The sequence below is a fragment of the Baekduia sp. Peel2402 genome, assembly GCF_052567285.1.
Genome location: NZ_CP199582.1, coordinates 508,293 through 521,794, shown reverse-complemented (window position 1 = coordinate 521,794; position 13,502 = coordinate 508,293). Strand labels below are relative to the sequence as shown.

Below are 13,502 nucleotides of genomic sequence, written 5' to 3'. Positions count from 1 at the left end.
GGCGACGGTTCAGCTGATCTGTCCGTTCTGCCAGCCTGCGGCGTCGAAGCTGTATCCCCAGACCGAAGCGGCGGAGTCCTGGTAGTAGATCCACTGGTTGCCGGACGTCTCGTCGCGAACGGCGATCGGGCTGTTGGCCGAGCCGATGGCCTGGCCCGTCTGGCATCCGGAGTGCCATGACCCGTCGAAGTTCAGCCCGCACAACGCGTGGGACGTGCCCTGGTAGTAGATCCACTGGTTGCCGCTCGAGGCATCACGCAGTGCCGTCGGGCTCGTTCCCGTCGCCGCGAGCTGCGCCGCCAGGCCTGCCTGGCACCCCGAGCTCCATCCTGCGGATGCATCGAAGCTCATGCCGCAGATGGCGTTGTTGGTGCCGTGGTAGTAGATCCACTGGGCACCGGTCCCGGGATTGCGCATCACTGCCGGGCTCGTCCCTGACGCCACGGCCTGCGCGGCCAAGCCGGCACTGCACCCGCTCGACCAGGAGCTCGAGTCCCAGCTGAGGTTGCAGATCGCTCCGTTCGAGCCGGCGTAGTAGATCCACTGGTTCCCCGTCTGCGGGTCGCGGACCACGCTCGGGGACGACCCGGTCGAGGCGGGCTGCGCCGCAAGACCGGCCTGGCACCCTGAGGACCAGCCGCCGCCGGCGGAGAAGGTCAGCGCGCAGATGGCCGAGTTGGTGCCCTGGTAGTAGATCCACTGGTTGCCGCTGGCGTCGCGCACGGCCGTGGGGCTCGAGTTGGCGGCGATCGCCTGCGCCTCGGTATGGCAGCCCGACGACCATCCGCTGCCGGCCGCGAAGGCCAGGGCACAGACCGCGCCGTTGGTCCCTCGGTAGTAGACCCACTGGTTGCCCGCGCTGTCGCGGACGGCGACCGGGACGCTGCCGGCCGCGGCCGCCTGCGCGCCCGAGCCTGGGCAGCCGGTGTGCCAGCCCAGCGCGTCGAAGTCATCGGCGCAGATCACGCCGCTGCTCCCGCGGAAGTACAACCACTGGTTGTTGGTGCTCGAGTCACGAACGAGCCACTGCGGGCTGCTCTCAGGGGCGAGTGTCGTAAAGGTGTGATCGGCGCCGTTCGTCCTCCCGCCCGTGCCCTCCGCGACGATGCGGTAGTGGTAGGTCCTGTTCGGGGCGAGCGCGGAGATCGTCTTGTTGTAGGCGTGCGAGCCGAGCGCCGAGCCGGTGCCCTCCGCGGCGGTCGAGTGGTCGTAGCTGGTCGTGAGGCCGTACTCGAAGTGGTAGGACGCATCCGTGTCGCCGTACGGGTCAACGGTTGAGGTCAGCGTCGCCTTGGCCTCCCCGATCCCCGTGGCGGTCCCGGTCGTCGCCGTTGGCGGCGGGCACCCGTGCGAGGCCGCAGGACCCTGCACGGACGGGCAGCGGTCGGAGGCATCCGGCACGCCGTCTCCGTCGCTGTCGGTCTGCCACACGTGGACCCAGTCGACCTGGAGCTCCTTGGTCGAGGTCATCACGAAGCTGGTGGCGTTGATGAGGTCCATCACCAGGAACTGGGGTTCGTTGGTCGAGTGGATGCCGGGTCGCCCGTCCCCGACCTTCTGCCCGTCGTAGAAGAACTCGACCCCGCTCGGCGTCCACAGCGCGCCGTAGGTGTGGAAGCCGGTGACCAACGGCGAGCCCGCCGCGCACCCGGGCGCGGGAGCGCCGAACGGCGGCGTGCCGGGGTCGGCGACCACGCCGTGCGTGTTCCAGCACGCGTTGCCGTGCTGGCCCTCCATGGTGTCGATCTCGAAGGAGTGGAAGACGGCGTCTCCCGGCATGCTCCACAGCTGAGGGGTGGCGGCGACGCAGCTGGTGGTGGGGCACTCCGCGTTGCCGGCCGGCAGCTGCGCGCGCCACTCGACGTAGCCGTAGGTGAAGGAGAAGCCCGCGTGGCCGGCCACGCCATCGGCCGGGCTCGACTCCACTAGCGCGCCGGTCTCAGTCCCGGAGTCCAGGGCACAGGTGCCGTTGGGCAGCGTCAGCTTGAGCCGCAGGACCCCATCACCGCTCTGCGTGACGTTGTCCTTCGCTACGCAGCGGTCGGACATCGGCCCGGAGATCGCCGCAGCGCTCATCCATCCCGGCGTCCAGACGGACGTGTCGAGGGCCGAGGCGTTGAACTCGTCTCCGAACACCTGCGTCATCGGGCCCGCGGCGGCCGGCGGGGCGGCCGCGGCAACCGGTGCACCCAGTGCCAGGACCGCGGCCAGCGCGACGGCGACGAACGCGACGATCCGGCACAGCGCGCCGTCCTGGCGCGTGCTTGCGACAACCCCATCCATGGCGAATCCCCTTCCGAGTTCCTTCTCGTGGCTTGCGCCGCCGACATGGCTCCGTGGCGCGGCGTGCAGGAAAACTCAGAAGGAAAGGCTTGTCAAGTGATCGAGTCAGCCTGTGCATCGCGGGCCCGGGTCGCTGGACGAATGGTGTTCCAGCAGCGTGTCGCTGACGGTCGTCGACCCATCTGCCTAAGACTCGCCAGCCCGGATAGGGTCTCGCCATGGCCCGCCTCAGTCACATCAAGTCCCTGGCGATCACGCGACTGGCGGTGGGCGGATCGGCGTTCGCGACGCCGCGCCTGGCCGGCGGAGCCTTCGGGCTCGACGCGGAGGCCAACCCGCAGGCGCCCTACCTCGCGCGGCTGTTCGGTGTCCGTGACGCCGCGCTGGGGATCGGGATCCTGACCAGCACGGGCGACGCGCGCCGCCAGTGGCTGATGATCGGCGTCGGCTGCGATGCCGCCGACGCGCTGGCCGGCATCGCCGGAGGTCGCGCGGGCTACCTGCCCAAGTCGACGTCGACGGTCGTCACGGCGGTGGCGCTCAGCGCGATCGTCATGGGCGTCCTCGCCCTGCGCGAAGCCGGCTGAGCCCGGACGCGCCCGCTCGCGTAAGCGCGTGCGCGGAGCGCCGTTGAGGCGTGCACGATGCCGCTTCCCCTGATCCTGGTCATCGACGGTGACACGGCTGTGCTCGACGCTGTCGAGGCGCAGCTCGACCGGCGCTACGGCGGCGACTACCGCGTCGTCGCGGCGAACGATCCTGACACCGCGCTGGACACGCTGGCCACGGGGGAGGAGGTGGCGCTGATCCTGATCGCCCGGACGCTGGCCGGCGTAACGGGCGGCGGGCTGCTGGAGCGTGCGCGCCAGCTCCATCCACACGCCAAGTGCGGGTTGATGGTCGCGTGGGACGCGTTGGCCGATCCGCCGACCGCCGCGGCGATCGTCGACGCGATCGCGCTCGGCGCCATCGACTACTACGTCCCGCTGCCCGCGGCGTGGCCTGACGAGGTCTTCCACCACACCATCGCGACCTTCCTGCTGGAGTGGGCGACCGAGCAGCGCAAGGTCCCGCACACCGTGCACATCATCGGCGCGGAGTGGTCGGGCCGCGCCCACGAGCTGCGCGAGACCTTCCAGAGCTGCGCGGCGCCGCACACCTTCTCGCTGGCCGACTCAGAGGAGGGACGCCGCCTCCTGGCCCGGACGTCGCCCCCGATCACGCTCCCGGTGATGATCCTGCCGGACGGGCGCGCGCTGAGCGATCCGTCCAACGCCGAGATTGCCGAGGCGGCGGGCGCGCCGACCGACTTCGACGGCAGCGACTTCGACGTGGTGATCGTCGGCGCCGGGCCCGCCGGTCTGTCGGCCGCCGTCTACGGCGCCTCCGAAGGCCTGCGCACGCTGGTGATCGACGAGCGCGGGATCGGGGGACAGGCGCGGTCGAGCTCCGCGATCCGCAATTACCTCGGCTTCCCGCGCGGCGTGAGCGGCAGCCGGCTGGCCGAGCTGGCCCACGAGCAGGCCGCGGTCTTCGGCGCGAGCTTCGTGTTCATGCACCACGTGACGACGCTGACCCGCGCGGACGATCAGCTCACGCTGACGCTGGCCGACGACCGCAGCGTCAACGCCGCCGCCGTGATCCTCGCCACCGGGGCGAGCTACCGGCGCCTGGACGTCCCGTCGCTAGAGGCGCTCACCGGCGCCGGCGTCTTCTACGGCGGGCCGGCCTCGCTTGCCCACGCGCTCAGCGGCACCGACGTCTTCGTCGCGGGCGGCGCAAACTCCGCCGGGCAGGCGGCGCTGCACCTGGCGCGCTACGCGCGGCGCGTCACGCTCGTCGTGCGCGGCCCCGCGCTGGAGGCCGGCATGTCGCACTACTTGGTCCAGGAGATCGGGGCGACGGCCAACATCGAGGTGCGCACGGGCACGACGATCACCGGCGGGGGAGGAGACGGCCGCCTGCGCGAGCTCGTGCTCCGCGACGGCCCCAGCGGCGGCGAGGAGACGGTCGCGGCCGACGCGCTCTTCGTCCTGATCGGCGCCAACCCGCACACCGAGTGGCTGCCCGCGGAGATCGCGCGCGACGACCACGGGTTCCTGCGCACCGGCGACGACGTGCCGGGCGACGGCGACGCCGCGTGGCCGCTGGACCGCCGGCCGTTCGCGCTGGAGACCAGCCTGCCCGGCGTGCTGGCGGCCGGGGACGTCCGGCATGGCTCCGTCAAGCGCGTAGCGTCGGCGGTCGGTGAGGGGTCGATCGCGGTGCGATTCGTTCACGCGTTGCGCGCCGCGCATTGACCGTGAGGGCCAGATCGCCGTACGTTGGCGGCATGAGACGGACCCGGATGGTGTTCGCGCTGACCGCGCTCGCGGCGCCGCTCCTTGGCGGGACTGCGTACGGGGCGTCGGTGCTCCGCGTCGCGTCGGGCACGAACGCCGCCGCGCTTCAGACCGCGGTCGGCCAGTTCCGGACAGATCTCGGCGGGCCCGACAACGGCGTGGCCGCTCCGCTTCCGACCGGCCGCCGGGAGATCAACTGGGACGACGTGCCCGACAGCCTCGCCGAGCCAGCCGCGCTGCCCTACGACTACTTCAACAAGACCTCGCCGCGCGGCGTGGTCTTCGAGTCGGTCGCCAACATCGGTGGACAGCACCAGTTCCGGGTCAGTGCCGCCACGCTCAACCCGTCGGGGACGGCCGTGCGGTTCGGCAACGTCGACGCGAGCTACTCCGCCATCTTCCAGACGTTCAGCGGCCAGCGGCTCTTCGCGCCCCGCTTCGCGACCACGATCGACGTGTACTTCTACGTCCCCGGGACGACGATCCCGGCCACCGTCAACGGGTTCGGCGCGGTGTTCGCGGACGTCGACAGCAGCGTCACCTACATCGAGTACTACGGCGCCGACGGCAAGAAGTTGTCCGGCAACTCGCTCAACACCATCAACAACGGCCTGTCGTTCATCGGCACCTCGTTCAACGCGGGTGAGCGCGTGGCCCGCGTCGAGATGACGCTCGGCAACCACACGCTGGCGTCCGGGTCGGTGGACGGCACGGCCGGCGTCGACGTCGTCGCGCTCGACGACCTCATCTACGGCGAGCCACAGGCCGACCCGAGCAGCTTCCGCTTCGCCGACGCCAAGGTCACCGGCGCGGAGGGCGGGACGGCGAACGTGTCGGTCGTGCGCTCGGGCCGCGGCCCGGCCAAGGTCTCGCTCGCGTTCGGCGGCGGCTCGGCGACCGGTGGTCAGGACTACACGCCCGCGCCCGCCACGCTGACCTTCGGGCCCGAGGAGACCGTCAAGACCGTGACCGTCCCGCTGGCCGCCGACGCCCTGACCGAGGGCGACGAGACCGTCGACCTGGCGCTGGTCAACCCGGTCGGCGGCGCGCTGGCCAACCCGTCCAACGCGACGCTGACGATCGTGGACCGCCCGCCGGTCGCGCCCGCGCCGCCCGCGACGCCCACGCCCACGCCCACGCCGACGCCGACCCCCGTCGCGCCGGTGGCCTCAGCGGGCGATCGCGCCGCGCCCCGCATCGTCCTCGGCCGCGCGCCGAAGACCATGACCCGCGCCGCGTTCCTGCGCGGCGTCACGATCGAACTCACGCCGAGCGAGGCCAGCGCGCTGGAGGTCGAGCTGCTCGGCAGCACCGGCCGCGCGACCCTTGCGCGCGCGGGCGACGTGACGCTCGCCTCCAAGGCGCTCCCGCGCGCGGCCGGCAAGCGCACGGTGCGCCTGAAGCCGTCGGCCAAGCTCGTCGCGCACGCCAAGCGTCGCTTCACCGCGCGCCTGCGCGTCACCGCCACCGACGCGGCCGGCAACCGCACGGTGCTCAGCCGCTCGATCGCGGTGCGCGGCTAGCGATCTTCCGCCGAGCGGAACGCCCACGTGCCGCTTGCGCGGCCGGCGCGAAACTTTCGTCGGACCTCGCCGTCACAGAACCGGTGACAGAACGTACTTAGGTGGGAATAGGTCGGCCTAAGGTCCGTCGGTCGCGGCCGGATGGCGAAGTTCAGGGCGCCATCCGGCCTCGAGCGCCGGGCCGCCACCGTTCTCCGGGGCGGCCCTGCGCGAGGCGAATCGGGCTAGCGCCGGCGGCTAGTTGCCGGCGTCCAGCTGCAGCGCGCAGCTGTTGATGCAGTACCGCATGCCGCCCTTGTCGGCCGGGCCGTCGTCGAAGACGTGGCCCAGGTGGCCGCCGCACTTGGCGCATAGGGCCTCGGTGCGGACCATGCCGTGGGAGGTGTCCTGGCGCAGCTCGACCACGTCGGCGACGGCGGGGTCCGTGAAGGACGGCCAGCCGGAGCCGGAGTGGAACTTGTCATCGGAGCGGAACAGCTCGGCTCCGCAGCCGGCGCACTTGTAGACGCCGGGCGTCTCGGTGTCCACGTACTCGCCCGTGAAAGGCGGCTCCGTGGCCTGCTGACGCAGTACGGCGTACTGGGCGGGCGAGAGCTCCTCGCGCCACTGATCCTCGGTCTTTGCGATCTTGTCCATGCTCATCAGTCTCAGGTCGGGCACCGCACATTACGCCGTCCGCTTTTCCGGCTACCCTCCATGCCCGTGCCTGACGCCCACCGCAAGACCCGCTACATCTTCGTGACGGGTGGTGTCGTCTCCTCGCTCGGCAAGGGGATCGCCGCCGCCTCGATCGGACGGCTCCTCGTCTCGAAGGGCTTCACGGTCGGGATCCAGAAGTTCGATCCCTACATCAACGTGGACCCGGGCACGATGTCGCCCTACCAGCACGGCGAGGTCTTCGTCACCGAGGACGGCGCGGAGACCGACCTCGACCTCGGGCACTACGAGCGCTACACGGACTCCAACGCCTCGCGCGCGTCGAACGTCACCGCGGGCGGCATCTACAACTCGGTCATCCGGCGCGAGCGCCGCGGCGACTACCTCGGCGGCACCGTCCAGGTCGTCCCGCACATCACCGACGAGATCAAGCACCGCATCAAGCTCATCGGCGAGACCAACGACGTCGACTTCGTCATCACGGAGATCGGCGGCACGGTGGGCGACATCGAGTCGCTGCCGTTCCTGGAGGCCATCCGCCAGTTCCCGGTCGACGCCGGCCGTCGGAACACGATGTTCATCCACCTCACCCTCGTGCCCTACATCGGCCACGCGGGCGAGCTGAAGACCAAGCCCACCCAGCACTCGGTCAACGAGCTGCGCCGCATCGGCATCCAGCCGGACATGCTGCTGTGCCGCGCCGAGGACGAGCTGGACCTCGACATCCGCAAGAAGATCGCGCTGTTTGCGTCCTTGCCGGTCGAGGCCGTGGTGTCGGCGATCGACGTCGACAACATCTACAAGGTGCCGCTCTGGTACGCGGACAAGAAGGTCGACGACTTCATCTGCGAGTACTTCGGGATCGAGGACGCGCCCGCCGCGGACCTCTCCGACTGGGCCGACCTGATGGACCGCGCCGCGCGCGCCAGCCAGACGGTGAAGATCGCGCTGGTCGGCAAGTACGTGGCCTTGGAGGACGCCTACAAGTCGTGCACCGAGGCCCTGAACCACAGCGGCTTCGCGCACGAGTGCAAGGTCGAGATCGACTGGGTCGACTCCGAGACGCTCGACTCCGACGAGGCCGCCCTCCGGCGCCTGGCCGACGCCGACGGCATCTTCGTCCCCGGCGGCTTCGGCGGCCGCGGCATCGAGGGCAAGATCCGCGCCGCGCGCGTCGCCCGCGAGCGCAAGATCCCGTACTTGGGCGTCTGCCTGGGCATGCAGATCGCGGTCGCGGAGTTCGCGCGCCACGTCGCCGACATGCCGGGCGCCAACTCGACCGAGTTCGACATCGAGACCGAGTGGCCCGTCATCGACCTCCTGCCCGAGCAGAAGGAGGTCTCCGACCTCGGCGGCACGATGCGCCTGGGCGCCGACCCGGTGAAGGTCCACGCCGGCACCGCCGCGCACGAGATCTACGGCGAGGCCGTCATCTACGAGCGCCATCGCCACCGCTACGAGGTCTCGATCTCCCTGCGCCGCCGGCTGGAGGCCGCGGGCCTGGTCGTCTCCGGCACCTCGCCGGACGAGCGCCTGGTCGAGATGATCGAGCTGCACGACCACCCGTTCTTCGTCGCCTCGCAGTTCCACCCGGAGTTCAAGTCGCGCCCGGAGCGCCCGGCGCCGCTCTTCCGCGAGTTCGTGCGCGCCGCGCTGCGCCGCGCCGAGGAGGAGCACCCGGACGGCGAGGTGCGCGCGTCGCGGTCGGCCGAGGCCGCCGCAGCCGAAGCACGGTGAGCGAGGCGCCGCCGGCGCGTCGCTCGACGGAGGCCGAGCGCGAGCGGCTGAACGGGCTGTTCGCCGAGCTCTGCGCGATCCCGTCGGTCTCGGGCAGCGAGGCCGCGGTGCGGGAGCGCGTCCACGTGTTGTTGGAGGGGTTGGGCGTGTCCTATGACGTCGACGCAGCGGGCAACACGCTCGCCCGCGTTAACCCGGACCCCACCCGCCCGCCCGGCGTTCTGCTCTGCGCCCACCTCGACACGGTCCCGGACGGCGGCACGCCGATCGTGCCGGTGCTGGTCGACGAGGGCTGGGAGAACGCCAACGACGCGATCCTCGGCGCCGACAACAAGGCCGCGGTCGCGGTGATGCTCGTCGCGGCGGAGCGAGCGGCGCGCGGGGAGGCGGCGCCCTTCGAGCTGCTGCTGACCGTCGAGGAGGAGACCGCGCTGGCCGGTGCCAAGCAGTTCGACGTCTCGCGGCTGGCCAGCCCCTTCGGCTACGTCTACGACCACGCCACGCCGATCGGCGAGATCGTCGTCGCGTCGCCGACCTACTACAAGCTGACCGCCGAGTTCCGCGGCCGCGCCGCCCACGCGGGCATCCGGCCCGAGGACGGCCGCAGCGCGATCCTCGCCGCAGCGCGCGCGATCGCCTCCATGCGCCTGGGCCGGCTCGACGAGCAGACGACCGCCAACGTCGGCCACATCGAGGGCGGCCTGGCCAACGCCACCAACGTGGTCGCCCCGAAGTGCACCATCTTGGCCGAGACGCGCTCGCTGGACGCCTCGGTCGCCGAGGACGTCGTCGCCGAGATGGTCGACCGCTGCCACGACGCCGCCAACGACCCCGAGTGCGAGTGCGACCTCGACATCACCGTCGAGCGGCTCTTCGAGGGCTACCGCCACAAGCCGACGTCGCCGGCGATCCTCGCCGCCGAGCGCGCGCTGGACGCCTGCGGCTACGCGCCGCGCCACATCGTCTCCGGCGGTGCCGCCGACACGAACGCGTTCGCGGTCAACGGCTTCCACACGGTCTGCCTGGCCAACGGCACCGAGCGCAACCACGAGCCGACCGAGCGCGTGTCGGTCGCCGCGCTGGAGGCGATGCTCGACATCACCTACGCGTTGCTCCAGGAGACCGCCGCGCTATGAGCCCCGAGCACGAGGACCGCAGCTTCGAGCGGATCGCCACGCGCACGATCCACGAGGGCCGGATCATCACGGTCACCGACGAGACCTACCGCTACGCCGACGGCAAGACCGCCGACCGCGAGATGGTCCGGACCACCGGCGCCGTCGCGATCGTCGCGGCCGACGACGAGCACGTCTGGCTTGTGCGCCAGCCGCGCGAGGCGATCGGCGACCCCGACTCGCTGGAGGTGCCCGCCGGGCGGCTGGACGTCGAAGGTGAGGAGCCGCTGGCCGCCGCGCAGCGCGAGCTGGCCGAGGAGATCGGCCTGCAAGCCGCGCGCTGGACGCACCTGAAGACCTACAACTCGTCGGTCGGGTTCACCAACGAGGCCGTCCGCCTCTTCCTCGCCGAAGGCCTGAGCCCGGCGGTCGGCGAGCACGACTCCGGCGAGGACGAGCGCATCGAGATCGTCAAGTGGCCGCTGGACGACCTCGACGGCGCACTTGAGGCCACGAGCGACAGCAAGACCGTGATCGGGCTGCTGCTGCTCGCCCGGCGCCGCCGCTCCTGACCGACCGTGACCTTCGCAGGGGAGAGGTCGTTGAAGGAGCATGACCCTCTCCCCGAACAAGATCCTCCCCCTCGTCGTCGCCGCCTCGATCGTGGCGCCGGCGCTGACCATCGCTTCCCCCGCCAACGCCGCCGTCAAGAACCCGCAGGCGCTGCAGGCGTTCAAGAAGGGCATCCGCGACGTCGCCCGCCTGGAGGGCGATGGCGCCAAGGCCTCCAACATCTCCGTGACGTGCGTCGCGGTGCCCAAGGTCGATGACAAGGGCAAGTGCACCGGCTCGTTCGACCTGTCCAAGGACGGCAAGACCGCGCACTACGTGCTGACCAAGAAGGCACGCACGTTCCGCATCTCGCCGGGCGCGATCGAGTACCGCGTCTCGTCCAAGGCCACCAAGAAGGTCGCCGGGCTGCCGTCGTCCACGGACCTCGCCGGCTTCCTGCAGTAGGCCTTGCACCGCCAGGAGGGTGCCGGTCGGCCCCGAACAACGGGCCATGGCGGTCGCACCGGCACCCCTTGACGCACGCGCGCTCGAGCACCACGTGCTCGACTTCTTGGCCTACCTGGAATTCGAGCGCGGCCTGTCGCGCAACACGCTGGAGGCCTACCGCAGCGACCTGTTGCAGTTCGGCGCCTACCTGCGCTCGGTCCGGGTCGACGTCCTGGAGACCCAGCACACCGATCTGGCTGGCTTCCTGGACTCGCTGGCCCAGCCGCACGACGACCGCCCCGCCTCGCGGCCGGCGACGCTGCAGCGCAAGGCCGCGTGCCTGCGCTCGTTCTACCGGCACCTGCGCCGCGAGAACATCATCCAGCACGACCCGACCGCCGACCTGCGCGCGCCGCGCAAGTCCCAGAAGCTTCCGCAGGTCCTGTCGCGCGGCGACGTCGATCGCCTGCTGCGCGCGCCGAACGGCACCGACCCGGGCGCGTTGCGCGACCGCGCGTTGTTGGAGTTGATGTACGCCTGCGGGCTGCGCGCCTCCGAGGCCACCGACCTGGAGGTCGGCGACGTCGACCTCGAGGCCGGCGTCCTACGTGCACGCGGCAAGGGCTCCAAGGAGCGGCTCGTGCCGGTCGGGCGCGAGGCGATCACCGCCGTGCGCCTGTACCTGGAGCGCGGGCGGCCGATGCTGACCGCGACCTCCGACGACCGCCACCTGTTCGTCAACCGCCGCGGCACTGGCCTGACGCGGCAGGGCCTCTACAAGATCGTCCAGCGCCACGCGCGCGCCGTCGGGCTGGAGGACCGGATGTCGCCGCACACGCTGCGCCACACCTTCGCCACGCACCTGCTCGCGGGCGGCTGCGACCTGCGCGCCGTGCAGGAGATGCTCGGCCACGCCGACATCGCGACGACGCAGATCTACACGCACTTGAGCGCGGAGCGGCTGAAGGACGTGTACTTCAGCGCACATCCGCGGGCGGCGTAGCGCGTAGCCGCTTTCCGGCGCATCGGCCGAACGTCCAGACCGACCGGGGCCCATGTCACGATCCCCGGCCCATGCGTCTGCGCGCCCTGACCGTTGTGGCCGTGTCCGCCCTCACCCTCTCGGTGGCGGCGTGCGGCAGCGATTCGTCGGACTCGACGGCGCCCAAGAGCGCTGCCGACTCCGGCGCGTTCCCGAAGCAGGGCGTGTCGTTCACGCCGCCGTCGGACTGGTCGGTCAACGAGGGCAAGGGCCACCTGGTCGCCACCGCGCAGGCGGGCTCCGCGACGGTCGCCGTCTGGCGCTATCCACGGTCCGAGAAGCTGCCTGCGTCCAAGCTGCAGCTCCAGGCCGCGCGCGACTCGCTCCTCGGTCTGTCCAAGAAGCGCGACGCGACCTTCGAGCAGATCAAGACCGCCGCGACGACGATCGCCGGCCAGCCCGCCGTGCAGATCCGCGCGCGTGAGCACATCGCCGGCCAGCCGCGGACCGTGCGCTCCACGCACATCTACGCGCACGGGGCCGAGTACGTGATCGACGCCTACGCGGACGCCGACAGCTTCCGGGCCGTCGACGCGAAGGTGTTCCGGCCGCTGCTGCGGTCGCTGCGCGTATCCGCAGCCCAGTAAGGACGTATCGTCTCCGGAGTGAGTCCCGGAACATCCCGTCGCGCCTTCGTCGTCGTCCTCGATGCCTGCGGGGTCGGCGAGCTGCCCGACTCCGCGGAGTACGGGGATGCGGGCGCGGACACGCTGACGCACGTCGCGCAGGCCGTCGATGGGTTGTCGCTGCCGAACCTCGGCGCGCTCGGCCTCGGCTCCATCACATCGATCCTCGGGGTCCCTCCGGCCGCCGCGCCGGTCGTCCACGGGCGGCTCCATCCGCTCGGTCCCGGCAAGGACTCCACGACGGGCCACTGGGAGCTCATGGGGGCGATCACGCCGCGCGCGCTGCCCACGTACCCCGACGGCTTCCCTTCGGAGATCCTCGACGCCTTGCGCGCCGCGACCGGCCACGAGTTCTGCTGCAACAAGCCGTACTCCGGCACCGAGGTCATCGACGACTTCGGCGAGCACCACCTGAAGACCGGCGAGCTCATCTTGTACACGTCGGCCGACAGCGTCCTGCAGATCGCGGCGCACGACCGGGTGCTGAGCGAGGCCGACCTCCACGCGGTGTGCGAGAAGGCCCGCGCGATCATGACCGGCGACTACGCCGTCGGCCGCGTCATCGCCCGACCGTTCACGGGCGAGCCCGGCGCCTTCGAGCGCACCACCGGCCGCCGCGACTTCTCCGTCGATCCGCCGTCGCGCACGTATCTGGATGAGCTCACTGCCGACGACGTGCCCGTCCACGCCGTCGGCAAGGTCTTCGACCTCTTCGCGGGCAAGGGCATCACCGAAGCCCACAAGGGCAAGACCAACGCCCAGGGCATCGAGGCGACCACCGCCCTCATCCGCGACCTCGATCACGGCTTCGCCTTCACCAACCTCGTCGAGACCGACCAGCTCTACGGCCACCGCCACGACACCGCCGGCTTCGCCGCCGCGTTGAAGGAGATCGACACCGCCGTCGGCCTCTGGCACTCGCTCCTGCGCGACGACGACCTCCTCATCCTCACCGCCGACCACGGCGTCGACCCGCTCTCCTCCCACACCGACCACACCCGCGAGCACGTCCCCCTCCTCGCCGCCTCACCCGCCGCCACCGACGGCCACCGCCATGACGGCCCGATGTCCGACGTCGGCGCGACCGTCCTCCAGTGGCTCACCGGCCGCGAGACGCCCGAGCTTCCGGGCGTGCCGTTCCTCGAGATCTGACCGCGGTGCGGCGCAGCGCGACACGC

General features: G+C 71.3%; 12 protein-coding genes. 10 read left to right on the top strand and 2 right to left on the bottom strand.

The genetic code is table 11. From position 1 onward, the window contains the following. Positions 1–9: 9 nt before the first annotated feature. Positions 10–2,283, bottom strand: coding sequence for a hypothetical protein (locus ACT01A_RS02625; RefSeq protein ID WP_445150688.1), 2,274 nt, complete (start codon positions 2,281–2,283; stop codon positions 10–12). A gap of 218 nt (positions 2,284–2,501) precedes the next feature. Between ACT01A_RS02625 and ACT01A_RS02620 the strand changes: the two genes are divergently transcribed. Genes ACT01A_RS02620 through ACT01A_RS02610 form a run of 3 tightly spaced genes read left to right on the top strand, consistent with a single transcriptional unit; the run spans position 2,502 to position 6,148 of the window. Beyond that, a complete protein-coding gene (locus ACT01A_RS02620; RefSeq protein WP_445150687.1) occupies positions 2,502–2,870 on the top strand; it encodes a hypothetical protein in 369 nt (122 codons plus the stop codon). 57 nt (positions 2,871–2,927) lie between these two features. Beyond that, a complete protein-coding gene (locus ACT01A_RS02615) occupies positions 2,928–4,583 on the top strand; it encodes an FAD-dependent oxidoreductase (protein ID WP_445150686.1) in 1,656 nt (551 codons plus the stop codon). Between the two features lie 32 nt (positions 4,584–4,615). Further along, entirely contained in the window at positions 4,616–6,148 is a 1,533-nt protein-coding gene (locus ACT01A_RS02610) for a Calx-beta domain-containing protein (protein ID WP_445150685.1), read from the top strand. Positions 6,149–6,385: 237 nt separating this feature from the next. Here the strand turns inward: ACT01A_RS02610 and msrB are convergent, their stop codons facing one another. Next, positions 6,386–6,808, bottom strand: a complete 423-nt coding sequence (msrB, locus tag ACT01A_RS02605) for a peptide-methionine (R)-S-oxide reductase MsrB (RefSeq protein WP_445150684.1) — start codon at positions 6,806–6,808, stop codon at positions 6,386–6,388. Between the two features lie 36 nt (positions 6,809–6,844). Here msrB and ACT01A_RS02600 point away from each other — a divergent pair, with 36 nt between their 5' ends. The 7 genes from ACT01A_RS02600 (at position 6,845) to ACT01A_RS02570 (ending at position 13,476) form a co-directional block, all read left to right on the top strand. Further along, the gene (locus ACT01A_RS02600) at positions 6,845–8,542 is read left to right on the top strand and encodes a CTP synthase (protein WP_445150683.1); all 1,698 of its coding nucleotides are present in this window, start codon (positions 6,845–6,847) and stop codon (positions 8,540–8,542) included. Then, positions 8,539–9,678, top strand: coding sequence for a M20/M25/M40 family metallo-hydrolase (locus ACT01A_RS02595; RefSeq protein ID WP_445150682.1), 1,140 nt, complete (start codon positions 8,539–8,541; stop codon positions 9,676–9,678). Before ACT01A_RS02600 ends, ACT01A_RS02595 begins: the two co-directional genes overlap by 4 nt. Further along, entirely contained in the window at positions 9,675–10,229 is a 555-nt protein-coding gene (locus tag ACT01A_RS02590; protein WP_445150681.1) for an NUDIX domain-containing protein, read from the top strand. Before ACT01A_RS02595 ends, ACT01A_RS02590 begins: the two co-directional genes overlap by 4 nt. A gap of 40 nt (positions 10,230–10,269) precedes the next feature. Then, positions 10,270–10,674, top strand: coding sequence for a hypothetical protein (locus ACT01A_RS02585; RefSeq protein WP_445150680.1), 405 nt, complete (start codon positions 10,270–10,272; stop codon positions 10,672–10,674). Between the two features lie 46 nt (positions 10,675–10,720). Beyond that, positions 10,721–11,659, top strand: coding sequence for a site-specific tyrosine recombinase XerD (gene xerD, locus ACT01A_RS02580; RefSeq protein WP_445150679.1), 939 nt, complete (start codon positions 10,721–10,723; stop codon positions 11,657–11,659). Positions 11,660–11,760: 101 nt separating this feature from the next. Then, the gene (locus tag ACT01A_RS02575; protein WP_445150678.1) at positions 11,761–12,285 is read left to right on the top strand and encodes a hypothetical protein; all 525 of its coding nucleotides are present in this window, start codon (positions 11,761–11,763) and stop codon (positions 12,283–12,285) included. Positions 12,286–12,303: 18 nt separating this feature from the next. After that, positions 12,304–13,476, top strand: a complete 1,173-nt coding sequence (locus ACT01A_RS02570; protein ID WP_445150677.1) for a phosphopentomutase — start codon at positions 12,304–12,306, stop codon at positions 13,474–13,476. Positions 13,477–13,502 lie beyond the last annotated feature (26 nt).